The organism is Streptomyces sp. NPDC127106, assembly GCF_042677605.1.
GTDB lineage: Bacteria > Actinomycetota > Actinomycetes > Streptomycetales > Streptomycetaceae > Streptomyces.
This window is the reverse complement of the sequence record NZ_JBHXTC010000012.1, coordinates 1-15,172: the sequence shown is the minus strand read 5'-3', so window position 1 is coordinate 15,172 and position 15,172 is coordinate 1. Positions and strand designations below refer to the sequence as shown.

General features: G+C 74.6%; 14 protein-coding genes. 6 read left to right on the top strand and 8 right to left on the bottom strand.

The window, feature by feature from the left end:
• Positions 1-118: 118 nt before the first annotated feature.
• Positions 119-1,696, bottom strand: a complete 1,578-nt coding sequence (locus ACFVGY_RS13615; protein ID WP_385675703.1) for an ABC transporter permease — start codon at positions 1,694-1,696, stop codon at positions 119-121.
• Positions 1,693-2,616, bottom strand: a complete 924-nt coding sequence (locus ACFVGY_RS13610; RefSeq protein WP_385675701.1) for an ATP-binding cassette domain-containing protein — start codon at positions 2,614-2,616, stop codon at positions 1,693-1,695. Before ACFVGY_RS13610 ends, ACFVGY_RS13615 begins: the two co-directional genes overlap by 4 nt.
• Positions 2,617-2,679: 63 nt before the next feature.
• Here ACFVGY_RS13610 and ACFVGY_RS13605 point away from each other — a divergent pair, with 63 nt between their 5' ends.
• Together ACFVGY_RS13605 and ACFVGY_RS13600 are read left to right on the top strand one after the other, a co-directional pair.
• On the top strand, positions 2,680-3,246 hold the full coding sequence (locus ACFVGY_RS13605; protein ID WP_385675700.1) for a GbsR/MarR family transcriptional regulator: 567 nt from the start codon (positions 2,680-2,682) through the stop codon (positions 3,244-3,246).
• 180 nt (positions 3,247-3,426) lie between these two features.
• Positions 3,427-4,692: an MFS transporter gene (locus ACFVGY_RS13600; RefSeq protein WP_385675698.1), complete on the top strand. Its 1,266-nt coding sequence runs from the start codon at positions 3,427-3,429 to the stop codon at positions 4,690-4,692.
• Here ACFVGY_RS13600 and ACFVGY_RS13595 read toward each other — a convergent pair.
• Positions 4,676-5,506: a diacylglycerol kinase gene (locus ACFVGY_RS13595; RefSeq protein ID WP_385675695.1), complete on the bottom strand. Its 831-nt coding sequence runs from the start codon at positions 5,504-5,506 to the stop codon at positions 4,676-4,678. The two genes, ACFVGY_RS13600 and ACFVGY_RS13595, sit on opposite strands and share 17 nt — an antisense overlap.
• A 184-nt stretch (positions 5,507-5,690) precedes the next feature.
• Here ACFVGY_RS13595 and ACFVGY_RS13590 point away from each other — a divergent pair, with 184 nt between their 5' ends.
• The gene (locus tag ACFVGY_RS13590) at positions 5,691-6,974 is read left to right on the top strand and encodes an adenylosuccinate synthase (protein ID WP_179177682.1); all 1,284 of its coding nucleotides are present in this window, start codon (positions 5,691-5,693) and stop codon (positions 6,972-6,974) included.
• 282 nt (positions 6,975-7,256) lie between these two features.
• Positions 7,257-8,054, top strand: coding sequence for a hypothetical protein (locus ACFVGY_RS13585; protein WP_385675692.1), 798 nt, complete (start codon positions 7,257-7,259; stop codon positions 8,052-8,054).
• Between the two features lie 64 nt (positions 8,055-8,118).
• Here the strand turns inward: ACFVGY_RS13585 and ACFVGY_RS13580 are convergent, their stop codons facing one another.
• Positions 8,119-8,718 carry a TetR/AcrR family transcriptional regulator gene (locus tag ACFVGY_RS13580; protein ID WP_385675689.1) on the bottom strand — a complete coding sequence of 200 codons (600 nt, stop codon included), beginning with the start codon at positions 8,716-8,718 and terminating at the stop codon, positions 8,119-8,121.
• 102 nt (positions 8,719-8,820) lie between these two features.
• Between ACFVGY_RS13580 and wrbA the strand changes: the two genes are divergently transcribed.
• On the top strand, positions 8,821-9,417 hold the full coding sequence (wrbA, locus tag ACFVGY_RS13575; RefSeq protein WP_385675686.1) for an NAD(P)H:quinone oxidoreductase: 597 nt from the start codon (positions 8,821-8,823) through the stop codon (positions 9,415-9,417).
• A 195-nt stretch (positions 9,418-9,612) separates the two neighbouring features.
• Here the strand turns inward: wrbA and ACFVGY_RS13570 are convergent, their stop codons facing one another.
• The 4 genes from ACFVGY_RS13570 to ACFVGY_RS13555 form a co-directional block, all read right to left on the bottom strand.
• Positions 9,613-10,521: an alpha/beta hydrolase family protein gene (locus ACFVGY_RS13570; protein ID WP_385675683.1), complete on the bottom strand. Its 909-nt coding sequence runs from the start codon at positions 10,519-10,521 to the stop codon at positions 9,613-9,615.
• Between the two features lie 259 nt (positions 10,522-10,780).
• Positions 10,781-12,013 carry a kynureninase gene (kynU, locus tag ACFVGY_RS13565; protein ID WP_385675679.1) on the bottom strand — a complete coding sequence of 411 codons (1,233 nt, stop codon included), beginning with the start codon at positions 12,011-12,013 and terminating at the stop codon, positions 10,781-10,783.
• Complete coding sequence (locus ACFVGY_RS13560; RefSeq protein ID WP_385675676.1) at positions 12,006-12,851, bottom strand: tryptophan 2,3-dioxygenase; 846 nt, start codon at positions 12,849-12,851, stop codon at positions 12,006-12,008. Before ACFVGY_RS13560 ends, kynU begins: the two co-directional genes overlap by 8 nt.
• 239 nt (positions 12,852-13,090) lie before the next feature.
• A complete protein-coding gene (locus tag ACFVGY_RS13555; protein WP_385675673.1) occupies positions 13,091-13,507 on the bottom strand; it encodes a DUF3151 domain-containing protein in 417 nt (138 codons plus the stop codon).
• Positions 13,508-13,722: 215 nt separating this feature from the next.
• Here ACFVGY_RS13555 and ACFVGY_RS13550 point away from each other — a divergent pair, with 215 nt between their 5' ends.
• Entirely contained in the window at positions 13,723-15,165 is a 1,443-nt protein-coding gene (locus ACFVGY_RS13550) for an IS701 family transposase (protein WP_385675670.1), read from the top strand.
• Positions 15,166-15,172 lie beyond the last annotated feature (7 nt).

The window sequence follows — 15,172 nt, the reverse complement described above, 5'->3', positions numbered from 1 at the left end:
GGTGAGAGCCCGCGCGGGGGGCGGGCGGCGGCGCGCGGTGGGTCGGGGGGGGGCGGGGCCCGCGGGGGCGCCCCGCCGCCGCGGGGGGGGGGGGGGGGGCCCCTCGGCTCGTTACGGGTCAGGCGGTGAGGTCGCGGCGGCGGAGGGCGGTGAGGCCGGCCGCGAGGAGGGCCGCGGCCAGGCCGGTCAGGGCCAGCAGCGGTGTCCAGGCCAGGGCCTGCGCGCCCGGGAGCTTCGGCAGGTGGGCGAAGGGTGAGAGGTCCAGGACGGCCTGCGGCAGGTTCAGGGCGGGGCCGATCCACCCCAGCAGCAGGGCGGCGCCGGCCATCCCCCAGGCGCCCGCGGCGTACTTCGGGGCGGCGCCGTGCAGCAGGGCCGCCAGGGCACCGATCACCCACACCGCCGGAAGCTGGGCGAGGGTGGCGCCGACCGCCGCGGCCACGTCCCGGCCGTGTCCGAGGCCCAGGCCGAGCCCGCCGAGCAGCAGGATCAGCGCGGATCCGCCGAAGGCCACGGCCAGGTGCCCGCCGGCCCAGCGCAGCCGCCCGACAGGGGCGGCGAGCAGCGGTTCGGCGCGCTGGCCGGTCTCCTCGCCGGTCAGCCGGAGCACCGCCGAGACGATGTAGAGGGCGGCGACCATGCCGAGCATGCCGGCCATGGTGGCGAGGAAGGCGTCGGCGAGTGCGCTCTGCCCACCCATGCGCTGGATGATCTCGCGGGTCCGCGCGTTGTCGCCGACGAGTTGGGTGGCGCCGTCCGTCATGGACCCGAAGACCGCGCCCGCCACGAGGAACCCGAGGCTCCAGCCCGCCAGGCCGCCCCGCTGCAGCCGCCAGGCCAGTGCGCCGGCGCTGCCGATCCGGCCCTCGGCGGGTCCGGGCCGGGCCGGGAGGAAGCTCATGCCGATGTCGCGGCGTCCGGCGAGTGCGTACGCGGCCACCACCAGCACCGCGGCCGCCGCGGCGAACAGGCCGAGCACCCACCAGCGTTCGCCGGCGAAGGCCCGTACGTGCTCCAGCCAGCCCAGCGGCGAGGTCCAGGTCAGCGCGCTGTCCCCGGCGGTGCTGCCCGCGTCGCCGGCGGCGCGCAGCACGAACGCCGTGCCGATCAGCGCCCCCGCGAGGCCCTTCGCGAGCCGTGCGCTCTCGGTGAGCTGCGCGGTGATGGCGGCGATGCCCGCGAAGAGCATGCCGGTGGCGCCGATGCCCAGTCCGAGCGCGGCTGCCCCGGCCGCGCCGTGCGCGCCGGCCAGGCCGCCGGCCACCAGCAGGGCGGCGGCCGCGTTGGCGACCGCGGCGGCCAGCAGGGCGGCCGTGAGCGGGGCGCGCCGCCCCACCATGGCGGCGGACAGGAGTTCCTGACGGCCCGTCTCCTCCTCCTCGCGGGTGTGCCGGATCACGATGGCCAGGCTCATGATTGCGGCGAGCACCCCCGCGAAGACGCCGCCCCGCCAGGCGGTGAGGGCGCCGAGGGAGTCCCCGAAGACGGGCCCGTACAGGGCGCGCAGGGAGCCGTTGGTGCTCATGGCGTCGGCGAGCCGGGCCCGGTCGGCGCCGGTTGCGTACGCCGATTCCAGGGAGGCGGGCAGGCTCAGCACCATCAGGGCGACGACCAGCACCCAGACCGGCATCATGACCCGGTCGCGGCGCAGTGCGAGCCTCAGCAGGCCCGCTGTTCCGGCGAGTTGGTCCTTCATCGCGATGCGCCTGCCTTGGTTGCCGCCTTCGCGTGCGCGTCGTCCGCGTAGTGGCGCAGGAAGAGTTCTTCGAGGGTGGGCGGGGTCGCGGTCAGCGACCGCACCCCGGAGTCGGTGAGCGAGCGCAGTACGGCGTCCAGCTTGTCGGTGTCGGCCTGAAGGCGGATCCGCTGCCCCTGCACTTCGACGTCGTGGACGCCGGGCAGGTGCGCGAGGCCGTTCGGCGGGCCGGCGAGCTCGGCGCTGATCGACGTACGGGTGAGGTGCCGCAGCTCGGCCAGGGTGCCGGTCTCCACGGTGCGGCCCTTGCGGATGATGCTGACGCGGTCGCAGAGGGCTTCGACCTCGCTGAGGATGTGCGAGCTGAGCAGGACGGTGCGGCCGGCGGCGCGGGCCTCGGCGACGCAGCTCTGGAAGACCTCCTCCATCAGCGGGTCGAGGCCGGAGGTGGGCTCGTCGAGGACGAACAGCTCGGCGTTCGAGGCGAAGGCGGCGACGAGTGCCACCTTCTGCCGGTTGCCCTTGGAGTACGTGCGCCCCTTCTTGGTGGGGTCGAGTTCGTAGCGCTCGATCAGCTCGGCGCGGCGGGCCCGGTCAAGGCCTCCGCGCAGCCGCCCGTAGAGGTCGATGACCTCGCCGCCGGAGAGGTTGCGCCACAGGGTGACGTCGCCGGGGACGTAGGCGACGCGGCGGTGGAGCTCCACGGCGTCGGCCCACGGGTCGCCGCCGAGCAGTTCGGCGGTTCCGGAGTCGGCGCGCAGCAGGCCCAGCAGGACGCGGATGGTGGTGGACTTGCCGGCGCCGTTGGGGCCGAGGAAGCCGTGGACCTCGCCGGTGGCGACGGAGAGGTCGAGTCCGTCCAGAGCGTGGGTGCGGCCGAACGTCTTGCGGAGTCCGGCGACGCTGATTGCCTTCGTCATGTTTCTGAACGTACGCTACTTTCACAAATTTGTGAAGCTCGGGAATCACGTAAAGTTCGAAGGGTGGCGAAGCAGATGGATGCACCGAACAAGCAGCAGGACGGCCAGGACGAGCGGGACGAGCGGGACGAGCGGGACGAGCGGGACGAGCGGGACGCACGCGACACCGAGGCGGTCTCCCGCTTCGTGGAGCGCTTCGCGGCCCAACTGGCCGACGCGGGCATGCAGCGCATGGCCGCCCGCGTCTTCGCGCAGCTCCTGGCCAGCGACAGCGGCGCGATGACCTCGGCCGAGCTGAGCGAGGCCCTGCAGATCAGCCCGGCGGCGGTGTCGGGCGCGGTGTCGTACCTGACGCAGGTCAACATGGTCAGCCGCGAGCGCGAGCCGGGCTCCCGCCGCGACCGGTACGTCCTGCACAACGAGCTCTGGTACGAGACCTTCACCCGCCGCGACCAGGTCCTGACCCTGTGGGAGAAGACCCTGCGGGAGGGCGCGGCCGGCCTCGGCGCCGAGACCCCCGCCGGGACGCGGATCGCCGAGACGGCCGCGTTCTTCGAGTTCCTGCAGCAGGAGCTGCTGGGAATGATGGACCGCTGGCGCGCCCACCGCGCCACTCTGGACCTGACCTGAACCGACCTGACGTGCCGCGTCGTGTCGTGACCCTGACCCGGGCGATCTCCGGCGACGAGCACACCTGAACGCCCGTGTAGCGCCCGGACTCCCGGAAACGGGGAGCGGCCGGAGGCGGGGACCTGCTACGTTTCCCCTGTGCCTCCGGCTCCCCCACGGGAGCGTTCGGAGGCTTTTTTCATGCCTTCTGACACCCCATCACCCGCAGCCGCCACTCCCACTCCCGCGCCCGCGCCGACCGGCTACCGGGCCCTGCTCCGCAACCGCGAGTTCGCCGGCCTCTACGCCAGCCTCACCCTGTCCGTCGCCGCCAGCACCCTGTCCGGCTTCGCCCTCGGCACCCTCGTCGACCGGCAGACCGGTTCCCCGTTCCTGACGGCCGTGAGCATGTACGGCGCGACCTTCGCCACCGTCCTCGGCGCGCTCACGCTCATGTCCGTCGCCGACGGCGAGCGCCCCCGCCGCACGCTCCTCACCCTCCAGGGCCTCTCCCTGGCCGGTGTCGCCGCCCAGGCCGTCCCCGGACTGCCGCTGGCCGCCCGATTCGGCCTGCTCGTGCTGCTCGGCTTCTTCCAGTCCCTGGGCACCGGCACCCGCATGGGCCTGCTCGTCGAGGCCGTGCCCGCCTCCGCGTACGCCCTCGCCCGCTCGCTGATGAACATCACCACCGGCGCCGTGTCCGTGCTCGGCTTCGCCCTCGGCGCGCTGCTGCTGGGCCGGCTCGGCCCGTACCGGGTCTTCGCCGTCGCCGCCGCCCTGACCGGCCTCGCGCTCGTCGTCGCGGCCGTGACCGTACGGGAGCGCTCGATCCGGCTGACCCGACGCCCCGGACTGCGGCAGACCTGGACGACGAACGCCGAACTGTTCGCCCACCCCGGCCGGCGGGCCCTGCTGCTGAACCTGTGGGTACCCAACGGCCTCGTCGTCGGCTGCGAGGCCCTGTTCATCCCGTACGCCCCGCAGCACGCCGGCACCCTCCTCGCCGTCGGCTCGGCCGGGATGCTCCTCGGGGACCTCGCCGTCGGCCGCCTGCTCACCGCCGAGCGCCGCCGCCGGTACGCCTTCGCCCTGCGCCTGCTGCTCGCCCTCCCCTTCCTCCTCTTCGCCTTCCACCCGCCGCTGCCGCTGGTGGCGGCCGCGGTGTTCGCCGCGAGCGCCGGCTTCGCCGCCACCCTGCCTCTGCAGGAGCAGCTCCTGGCCCTGACCCCCGACGCCGTCCGCGGGCAGGTCCAGGGCGTCGAGTCGGCCGGCCGGATGACCTGGCAGGGCATCGGCGCGGCCCTCGCCGGCGCGACCGCCCAGTACGCGGGCCCGGCCACCGCGATCACCGTGCTGGCCGCGGCCTCCGCGGCGCTCACCCTCGCCTCCCGGCGGGCCGTCGCCCGCGCGGCCACCGCCGGGGAGCCGGCGGACCGAACGGTCCGGCAGGTCAGCGCGGGAGGATGAGCCCCCACGCCGCCGGCTGCAGGGTCCAGGTGCGCCGGCGCACCGGCCCCGCGACCGCCCCGTCGGCCCGGTAGCGGAAGTCCGCCCCGGTCACGGTCAAGACCCGGGCCCGGGCCCCCACTGCGGTCCCGTCCACCCGGACGAGGACCTCCGCGAGCCCGCCGCGCCCCGGCTCCAGCGACAGGTCCTCCACCGGCCGGTCCACGTCCGCCAGCACCACCCCGTCGGCCTCCACCCGCAGCCGGTGCCCGCCGGTTCCGCCCCGCGCGGGCGCCGCCGGCGGCGGCCCGACCAGGGTGCGCACCAGCGACCGGTACGCGCTGCGCACCGAGGGTCCCGCCGGCCGCGGCACGGACGGCCGAACGGGTGGAATCCGCAAGCCGCCCAGCACCACCCCGTCGCTGTCGTCCACCAGCAGGTCCCGCATGCCCACGACCCCGTCCAGGACCGCCCGCGCCGCGGACACCGCCGACAGCGGAACCCCCAGCGTCCTCACCAGCCCCAGTGATCCCACCTGCCCCACCGGGATGACGGACACGGCACCGGCCGCGCCCTCGCCGAGCCCGCGCTCCCGGTGCAGCAGCCCCACGGCCCGCACCAGCGCCCGGTCGTCGCCCACGATCACGGGCCGGCGATGGCCCCGGCGGGCGAGGGCCCGCGCGAACTCCTCCGGTGAATCCGGGAGGCAGACCTTCGCCGCCGCCCCCGCCGACAGAACATCCCTCGCGATCCGCACGGACTCGCCGTCGAGACGGCGGGCGACCGGGTCGACGAGCACGAGCAGGCCGCCGACCGGCGCGCCCGCAGGGCTCATGGTGGGCTCCGGAGCCGACACCTCGGTCCTTCCTCGGGTAGCATCTTTGTGCAAGAGGCCCTTGCGCTATTGCGCCAGGGCCTTCGTCTATTCCGGGGTACCGGTCCGACGGCCCAGCCTGCGGTGTACATCGTCGTACGCCCCCTGGCCTTGGACATGCCCCATCCGGAAGAGGTGTACGCCTGTGCCCGCTCTTGTGCTGCTCGGAGCTCAGTGGGGTGACGAGGGCAAGGGAAAGGCCACCGACCTGCTCGGTGGATCCGTTGACTACGTGGTGCGCTACCAGGGCGGCAACAACGCCGGCCACACGGTCGTCGTAGGCGACCAGAAGTATGCGCTGCACCTTCTCCCTTCCGGCATCCTCTCCCCCGGATGCACCCCGGTCATCGGCAACGGCGTCGTCGTCGACCCGTCCGTACTCCTCTCCGAGCTGCGCGGGCTCAACGAGCGCGGTATCGACACGTCCAAGCTGCTGATCAGCGGAAACGCCCACCTGATCACGCCGTACAACGTCACCCTGGACAAGGTCGGCGAGCGCTTCCTCGGCAAGCGCAAGATCGGCACCACCGGCCGCGGGATCGGCCCGACCTACGCGGACAAGATCAACCGCGTCGGCATCCGCGTCCAGGACCTGTACGACGAGTCGATCCTCACCCAGAAGGTCGAGGCGGCGCTGGAGAACAAGAACCAGCTGCTCGCCAAGCTGTACAACCGCCGCGCGATCGACGCCGCCGCGATCGTGGAGGAGATGCTCCAGTACGCGGACCAGATCAAGCCGTACGTCGCCGACACCACGCTGATCCTGAACAACGCGCTCGACGAGAACAAGGTCGTGCTGTTCGAGGGCGGCCAGGGCACCCTGCTCGACGTCGACCACGGCACGTACCCGTTCGTCACCTCGTCGAACCCGACCGCGGGCGGCGCGTGCACCGGTACGGGCGTCGGCCCGACCAAGATCAGCCGGGTCATCGGCATCCTGAAGGCGTACACCACGCGTGTCGGCGCCGGCCCGTTCCCCACGGAGCTGTTCGACCAGGACGGCGAGGACCTGCGCCGCATCGGCGGCGAGCGCGGTGTCACCACCGGCCGCGACCGCCGCTGCGGCTGGTTCGACGCCCCGATCGCCCGCTACGCGACCCGAGTGAACGGCCTGACGGACTTCTTCCTCACCAAGCTGGACGTGCTGACCGGCTGGGAGCAGATCCCGGTCTGCGTCGCGTACGAGATCGACGGCAAGCGCGTCGAGGAGCTCCCGTACTCGCAGACGGACTTCCACCACGCGAAGCCGATCTACGAGAACCTGCCGGGCTGGTCCGAGGACATCACCAAGGCCAAGACCTTCTCCGACCTGCCGAAGAACGCGCAGGCGTACGTGAAGGCCCTGGAGGAGATGTCGGGCGCCCCGATCTCCGCGATCGGCGTCGGCCCCGGCCGCACCGAGACGATCGAGATCAACTCGTTCCTGTAGGCCCCTGAGCCACTGGGCGACAGGCCGCAGGGCGACAGGCCCGGGCCGCCCCCGGTCCTCCGGATCACGACGGGGCCCGTAGCGCACACCGCGCGACGGGCCCCGTCGCCGTACGTCGACCACCCGCCGTACGCCGGTCCCGCGTCACGGTCCCGTCCCGGACGTCATGGATCCGCACCGCCGGACGCACGCCCCCTGCCCGCGCGGGCACCCCGCTCCTACGGTGTGTCACGCCCCGGGACGCCGCATCGGGCCCGGACCGGATCCGCCAGGAGGCCGTCCATGCGCAAGCTCCCCGCCGCCACCACCGTCCTCGCCACGCTCGCCCTGTTCCTCGGGCCCGCCGCGGCGGCGGAGGCCGACGTCGCCAGCCCGCCGCGCATCATCGGCGGCACCATCCACGCCGCGGACCTCACGCTCGGCCCGGGCGACAGCCGGACCTTCTTCGTCACCTTCGACGCCGAGGACGACTCCGGCATCAGCCGGAACGACGCCGAAGCGGCCCTGATCGGCCCGGGCGGGCACGACCTGCGGGCCGACCGGCGGCCGCCCGGCACCGACCTGTGCACCCCCCACAGCGGGAACCCGAACCGCTCCACCTGCCGGTTCACCTTCACCGTGCGGGCCGACGGGTGGACCCTCTCCAACGCCGACGCCGGGCTGTACTGGTTCAACGCCCTGGTCGCGGCCAACGACTGGGTGCCCCGGGAGGACGGGGGCCTGGTCACCGCGGCCCCTCTGGACAGCGTCCGGATCAAGCGGAAGGCCCAGCTCACCGCCGACGCCTTCCCCGAGCCGCCGCGCCCCGGGCACCCGCTGGGCGTCGTCGGCCGGCTGACCCTCGCCGACTGGGACGGCGGCGGGTACACCGGCGCCCCGGAGGGACTGCCGGTCCAGCTGGTCCACAAGGCCGACTCGGGCAGCCGGTACGAGTACGTCGCCGACCTGGTGACCGGCCGCGGCGGCATCCTCGCTGCCTCCACCGCACCCCGCCCGGACGGCATCTGGTGGCTGGCCCACCACGGCACCGACGCCACGCCGTGGATCTACTCCGCCGCCGACCACGTCGACATGCCGTAGACCGAGGCCGGCGGCCTCCGCCCCGGTCGCGGGGCGGCCGCCCCGGCCGGCTCGGTCTCCGCGGTCAGACCGCTCCCAGCAGGGCGTCGATGCTCGCCTTGACCCGTTCGACCGGGACTTCCCGGTCCACCGTCAGGTGCTCGAACAGGCTCGGCACGAACGGCGCGAGCAGCAGGTGGGCCAGGACCGGCGCGTCCGCCCCCGGCCGGGTCTGCCGGAGCAGCATGGCCACGTGCGTGTGCATGGTCAGGTAGGCGCCGCTGCCGTACCGCGCGCCCGGCGACGCGGCCTCGGCGGCGCCCATCACGGCCCGGCAGCCGGCCAGCCGCTCGGCCAGCGTGTGCAGGAACGCCCGCAGCCGTTCCTCGGGCGGCGCCTCGGGCCCCAGCGGCGGGGGGCCGCTGAGGAAGGCCTCCTGGAAGCGCCGTTCGTCGTCGTCGAGCAGGGCGAGCAGCAGTTGGCCGACGTCCCCGAAACGCCGGTAGACCGTGCCGACGCCCATTCCCGCGGCGTGTGCGACGGCGTTCATGGTGACGGCGTCCGGCCCCTGCTCGGCGATCAGGCGCGCGGCCGCGTCCAGGATCTTCCGCCGGTTGCGGGCGGCGTCCGCGCGCTCCGGCGGGGCCTGTCCCGAGACGGGGAGTTCGATGCGGCTGCGGCTCATACCCAGAGGCTACCGGACCCCCCTTGCAAAACGGATCGCTATCCGTTTAACTCTGAACCACCGGGCGAACCGGATACCGATCCACTTAGGCAGGGAACCGTCATGAGCGCCAAGGTCGCCGTCATCTACTACTCCTCCACCGGCAACGTCCACGAGCTCGCGAAGGCGGTCGCCGAAGGCGCCGAGAAGGCCGGTGCCGAGGTCCGGCTCCGCCGGGTGCCCGAGCTCGCCCCGGACGCCGCCATCGACTCCAACCCGGCCTGGCGCCAGCATGTCGAGGACGCCAAGGACGTCGAGATCGCCACCCTGGACGACCTCGCCTGGGCCAACGCCTACGCCATCGGCTCGCCGACCCGGTACGGCAACATCTCGGGCCAGCTGAAGCAGTTCCTCGACACCACGGGCGGCCTCTGGCAGCAGGGCGTCCTCGCCGACAAGCCGGCCACCGGCTTCACCAGCGCCCACAACACCCACGGCGGCAACGAGTCCACGCTGCTCGCCCTCTACAACACGTTCCACCACTGGGGCTCGATCATCGTCGCCCCCGGCTTCACCAACCCGGCGGTCTTCGAGGCCGGCGGCAACCCCTACGGCACCTCGCACCCGGCGAGCAGCGGCGAGGTGAGCGAGGCGACCCTGACGGCCGCCCGCTACCAGGGCGAGCGCCTCGCGACGATCGCGGCGCGCCTGGCGGGCTGAGCGCCCCCGGACCCGGCGCCGCCGGGCGGCGTCCACGCGGCACCGCGGGGCACGTCGCCGGGCGGAGCCCCGGGAACAGGCCCGCGGAGACGGGTCGCGGGAACCGGCTGCGGAGACGGGTCGCGGGAACCACCGCGGAGACGGGTCACGGGAACCACCGCGGAGACGGGTCACGGAAACGGCCGCGGCGGCCCGCTACCAGGCGAGCTGCGAGATCTCCTCGGCGACCACCGCGCAGGCGTCGGCCGCCGGGTCGATCAGCGGGAAGTGCCCGACGCCGTCCAGCAGGGTCAGCCCGACGGTCTCCCCCGCCTTCGCCGCCGCGGCCACGTACGACTCGGCGACCGCCGCCGGGACGACGACGTCCTCCCGGCCGTGCACCACGGTCGTGGCGATCCCGGTCGGCAGCAGCGCCGCCGGATCCGCGTACGGGACCCGCTCCGCCCAGTGCACCGGCCCGCCCAGCAGCTGCGCCGACGCACCGCCGCACACGCCGAGCTCCTCCGCCACCTCGAAGTCCGCGATGGGGGCCAGCGCCACCACGCCCCGCAGCACCGTCGGGGCCGGCAACCGCCAGCCCGCCGGGGCCCCGGCCGGCAGGACGTGCCGGGCGGCGGCCCACAGCGCGAGGTGGCCGCCCGCGGAATGGCCGGTGAGGACCGTACGGCGCAGGTCGGCCTGCGGGAGGTGCACGGCAGCCAACCCGGGCAGGGCGTCCAGGGCCGCGGCCACGTCGTCGAAGGTCTCCGGCCAGCGGCCGGCGACCGCGCCGCCGGCGTTCTGGTGCGGCAGCGAACTCCCGCGCCGGTACTCCACACTGGCCACCGCGAATCCGCGCCGCGCCAGGAAGTCGGCCAGCGGTGACACGTGCTGCCGGTCGTACGGGGCCCGCCAGGCGCCGCCGTGCAGCAGCACCACGAGGGGAGCCGTGCCGGGCGCACCCGCGTCCGCGCCCGCACCGCCGCCGGCGGCCCGCGGGGCGTAGAAGTCGACGACGTGGTCCGGGTGGTCCCCGTACGCGGCCGACGCGTCCGGGGCGACCGGCGGGTGGGCGAAGGCCGAGGCGGCCTCGGCGGCATCCCGTTCGACTGCGGGGTCCGTCATCGGCTCAACCTCTCGGTAACGCGTGGCACTGGTGTTCCGGCCACCAGAACTCCGCAGCCCGGCAGCCCCGGCCTGCGGCGGCGGTCCCGGGCTCCGGGACCTTCGATCCGGCAGAGCCGGACCGTATCAGGCCGGAACAACCCTGTCCCCGGAGGGCTTTGTCACGTACCCCGGCCCGCATGGAAACGGGCCGCGGCGGGCAGGGATCATCCCCCGCCCGCCCCGTGCCGTGACGTTTCACCCCCGGCCCGTCCGGACATCACCCGAAAATGCGACCCAGCGTCCGGGCCGCACGCTCCGCGTCCGCGAAGCCCACGTAGAGCGGCGTGAACCCGAACCGCAGGACGTCCGGGGCCCGGAAGTCGCCGATCACCCCGCGGGAGATCAGCTCGTCCATCACCGCGCGGGCGTTCTCCGTGCGCAGCGACACCTGGCTGCCGCGCTCCGCGTGCGGCGCCGGGGTCACCGACTCGACCTTCCCCGCCGGGACGTACGCGGCCACGCACTCCAGGAAGAAGTCGGTCAGCGCCAGGGACTTGGCCCGTACGGCCGCCACGTCCACCCCGTCCCAGGCGTCGAGCGCCGCCTCCAGGGCCAGCATCGACAGGATGTCCGGGGTGCCGACCCGGCCGCGGACCGCGCCCGGGGCCGGGCTGTAGTCCGGGGTCATCGCGAAGGGTTCCGCGTGACCGTTCCAGCCGGGCAGCGGGGAGTCGAAGGCGGCCTGGTGGCGTTCGGCGATGTAGAGGTACGCCGGTGAACCGGGCCCGCCGTTGAGGTACTTGTACGTGCAGCCCACCGCGAGGTCGACGCCGTGCTCGTCGAGGCCGACCGGCAGGGCGCCGGCCGAGTGGCACAGGTCCCAGACGATGACCGCGCCCGCGGCGTGCGCCGCCCGGGTGAGGCCGGGCAGGTCGTGGAGCCGGCCGCCGCGGTAGTCGACGTGGTTGAGCAGGACGACGGCCGCGTCCTGCCCCCGCTCGCGCAGCACCGCGGCCGCGTCGGACGGGTCCACCGGGACCACGGTCAGGCCGGTGAGGCGGGCCGCCGACTCGGCGATGTAGCCGTCGGTGGGGAACGTCGTCGCGTCGACGAGCAGCTCGGTGCGGCCGGACGCTGCCAGGCGGGCGGCACCGACCAGCGCCTTGAACAGGTTGACGCTGGTGGAGTCGCCGACGACGACCTGGCCGGGGGCCGCGCCGACGAGCGGGGCGATCCGGTCGCCGATCCGCTCGGGGGCGGTCCACCAGGTGCCGCTGCTCCAGGAGCGGATCAGCTCGGTGCCCCACTCGTGCGCGACGACCTCGGCCACGCGGGCGGCGACGCCCGCGGGGAGCGCGCCGAGCGAGTTGCCGTCGAGGTAGACGACGCCCTCGGGGAGGGTGAAGCGCTCGCGGAGCTTGCCCAGCTCGTCGGCGGCATCCAGCTGCGCGGCGCGCGCCGCCAGGTCCGGGACGGCGGGGGCGGCGGTGGTGTCGAGGGCGTCAGACATGGCTGCGCGCCGTCCACAGCTCGGGGAACACGTTCTTCGCGGCGCGCTTCTCCAGCCAGGTCACCCCGGCGGAGCCGCCCGTGCCGGTCTTCGCGCCCATCGCACGGCGGGTGGCGACGAGGTGGTCGTTGCGCCAGCGCCAGACGAGCTCCGCGACGTCCGTGAGGGCCTCGCCGAGCCGGTGCAGGTCGGGGTGCGCGTCGGGGTCCTCGTACAGGGTGGTCCAGACGGCCTCGACCTCGGCCGAGGCCTCGTAGCGCTGCGCGAGGTCGCGGTCGAGGACGGTCTGCGGGACGGGCAGGCCGCGGCGGGCGAGCAGGCGCAGCACCTCGTCGTAGAGGCTGGGCTCGTGCAGGGCCTTCTCCAGCTCCGCGTGGACGCGCGGGGCGCCGCGGTGCGGGACGAGCATGGAGGCCGACTTCTCGCCGAGCAGGAACTCCATCCGGCGGTACATCGCCGACTGGAAGCCGGAGCCCTCGCCGAGGGCGGCGCGGTACGAGTTGAACTGGCCGGGGGTGAGCTGGGCGAGCGGGCGCCAGGAGGCGTTGAGGGCCTCCAGCTCGCGGAGGGATCGTTTCAGCGCGTCCATCGCGACGGGGACGCGGTCCTCGCGGAGGGCCTGCGCGGCCGTCTCCCATTCGTGGACGATGACCGTGAACCACAGCTCCATGACCTGGGTGGTGACCAGGAAGACCATCTCGCCGGGATCGTCCGAACGAGGGTGCTGGAGGTGGGTGAGGACGTCCGCCTGGACGTAGTCCTCGTACGGGGTCGTGCCGGCGAAGTCGAGGTTCGGGGTATCCGAACCGGCTCCGGAGGCATCAAGGGTGTTCGACATCGCTGTCTCCTCGACACGTGCTTCCGGGTAGCGGTCCGCTCCTTCCGATTGGGTGTGTGGAGCCCCGGTCCCCTGTCCGCATCATAGGACCGCTTCCCGGCCGCCCTCCAATGGCCAGTGACGGGCGTCACAGACACGTTTCGGACACGGGGGGCCGGCGCGGGAGGGCCGTCGGGGGCGGACGGACGGCCGCGGAGCCGCCGGCCGGCCGCCCCCGTGCGCGTGCGGGGCAGGGCGGGTCAGGCGTCGCCGAGGACGTCCGCGGCCGTCTCGGAGGAGTCGCGCAGGAAGGTCGTGCAGCGCTCGTGCTCGTCCTTCTCGCCGATCGCCCCGGCCGCGCGGGCCAGGGCGTACAGGGCGCGCAGGAAGCCACGGTTCGGCTCGTGCTCCCACGGGACCGGGCCGTGGCCCTTCCAGCCCGCGCGGCGCAGCGCGTCGAGGCCGCGGTGGTAGCCCGTACGGGCGTACGCGTACGCCTCGACGGGGCGGCCGGCGGCGAAGGCCTCGTCGGAGAGGACCGCCCAGGCGAGGGAGGAGGTGGGGTGCGCGGCGGCCACCTCGACGGCGGGCGTGCCCGCGGCGATCGCCGCGCGGCCCGGCTCGTCGGGGAGGTGGGTGGGGGCCGGGCCCCCGAGCAGGTTCTGGTGAATGGACATGGTCCAAGTCTGGGGCATCCGGCCCGGGATGCCGGGCCCCTCCCCGGTGTTGCGGCCCCACGGGGCCGGTGGTGGCGGGGCCACCGCGACGGAGCCCGAAGACGCCCGATGGTGGGCGCCCCACCACCCGCCGGCCCAGCCAGGTGCCCGGCACACCTCCCCCGGAACGGGGCCCCGGGCGGACGGTAGGAGGGCCATCGACGAAGGGGGAAGTCGTGAACACCGCCATCAGCACGCGCTTCGGCACCGCCACCGCAACCGCCTCCCGGACCGCCGCACGCACCGTCCCGGGCGGCCGCGCCCACCTCCGGGACACCGCGGCGGCGTACGCTCCCGGCCCCTTCGGCGGCGGCCCGGACGGCGCCGGGGTCGACGGGGCCGTCGAGGAGCTGTGCACGGCGGTGTTCACCTCCCTGCGGCGCAAGGACCAGCGCGAGCGCGGCCGGCAGTACGTCCGCGGGCTGCTGGAGACGAAGGGCCGCAAGTCGATCCGCAACATCGCCCAGCAGATCGCCGGCGGTGACGCGGCCGGCGGCGGCAGCGCGGCCGCGGAGCAGAGCCTGCACCACTTCATCGCGGCGTCGACCTGGGACTGGCAGCCGATCCGGACCGCGCTGGCGCAGTACCTGGGGCAGACGGCCCCGCTCAACGCCTGGGTGGCGCAGCCGATGGCGATTCCGAAGGGCGGCGAGCACTCGGTGGGCGCCGGGCACCGCTTCGACCCGCACCGGGGTCAGATGTTCCGCGGGCAGCAGGCGTTCGGGATCTGGTACGCCTCGGCCCGCGTGGTCACCCCGGTGGGGTGGCGGCTGTTCCTGGACGAGGAATCCGCGCAGGAGCCCTCGCAGGACTCCGTGCAGGAGGCCGGCCCCGGCGGCGAGGAGTCGTACGGGGGCTGCGCGGTCAGCGGCGTCCTGAACACGGTGCGCGAGTCGGGCATGACCGTCCGGCCGGTGGTGCTGGACATCCGCGACATCGCGACGCGGGCCACGCTGAACCGGTTCGCCGAGGCCCGGGTGCCGGTGGTGGGGCGGATCAACCCCGAGGCGCGGCTCCTGGTGACGGACCCGAGGCTGCCGGGCTTCGGCGCGGGGACGCTGGCCGCGCGGGACATCCTGCAGAACGTGCGCGGGCTGCGGATGCCGGTGGAGTGGCCCGACCCGGCGGTGCCGGGGGCGCGGCGCACCTCGCTGGTGGCCGCGGTGCGGGTGATGGTGCCGGACCCGGCTCCGGGGCGGCGGCGCGAGGTGCTGCTGTTCGGGGAGTGGGAGGCGGCCCGGCGGCTGCCGACGCAGCTGTGGGTGACGGACATGGTGCGGACGGACCCGGGGGTGCTGGTGCGGCTGACGAAGACGGCGCTGCGGGTGTCGACGGCGTCGGCGGCGAGCGTGCAGGAGATCGGCCTCAGGGACTTCTCCGGGCGGTCGCTGCCGGGCTGGCACCGGCACGTGACGCTGGCGTCGGTGGCGCACGCGGCCCGGTGCCTGGGCGCGGCGCCGGCGGTCCCGGTGGCGCGGCCGGCGGACCTCACGCCCGCCGCCGCCACCGCGCACGCCCTGCGCCGGCCCGGCCCGGCCGCCCGGCCCCGGTCGCGGATACACATCAGACGCGGCCGACGCCCAAGCAAGTGGATATCTCGGTGGGCGCCGGATCAATAAAAAAGGG

What these genes read in the sequence shown, in the direction of transcription:
- ACFVGY_RS13580 (WP_385675689.1), bottom strand. Translation starts at nt 8,718, where the DNA reads ATGAGCCGCAGCCGCATCGAACTCCCCGTCTCGGGACAGGCCCCGCCG.
- ACFVGY_RS13600 (WP_385675698.1), top strand. Translation starts at nt 3,427, where the DNA reads ATGCCTTCTGACACCCCATCACCCGCAGCCGCCACTCCCACTCCCGCG.
- ACFVGY_RS13585 (WP_385675692.1), top strand. Translation starts at nt 7,257, where the DNA reads ATGCGCAAGCTCCCCGCCGCCACCACCGTCCTCGCCACGCTCGCCCTG.
- kynU (WP_385675679.1), bottom strand. Translation starts at nt 12,013, where the DNA reads ATGTCTGACGCCCTCGACACCACCGCCGCCCCCGCCGTCCCGGACCTG.
- ACFVGY_RS13570 (WP_385675683.1), bottom strand. Translation starts at nt 10,521, where the DNA reads ATGACGGACCCCGCAGTCGAACGGGATGCCGCCGAGGCCGCCTCGGCC.
- ACFVGY_RS13595 (WP_385675695.1), bottom strand. Translation starts at nt 5,506, where the DNA reads ATGAGCCCTGCGGGCGCGCCGGTCGGCGGCCTGCTCGTGCTCGTCGAC.
- ACFVGY_RS13555 (WP_385675673.1), bottom strand. Translation starts at nt 13,507, where the DNA reads ATGTCCATTCACCAGAACCTGCTCGGGGGCCCGGCCCCCACCCACCTC.
- ACFVGY_RS13560 (WP_385675676.1), bottom strand. Translation starts at nt 12,851, where the DNA reads ATGTCGAACACCCTTGATGCCTCCGGAGCCGGTTCGGATACCCCGAAC.
- ACFVGY_RS13615 (WP_385675703.1), bottom strand. Translation starts at nt 1,696, where the DNA reads ATGAAGGACCAACTCGCCGGAACAGCGGGCCTGCTGAGGCTCGCACTG.
- ACFVGY_RS13610 (WP_385675701.1), bottom strand. Translation starts at nt 2,616, where the DNA reads ATGACGAAGGCAATCAGCGTCGCCGGACTCCGCAAGACGTTCGGCCGC.
- wrbA (WP_385675686.1), top strand. Translation starts at nt 8,821, where the DNA reads ATGAGCGCCAAGGTCGCCGTCATCTACTACTCCTCCACCGGCAACGTC.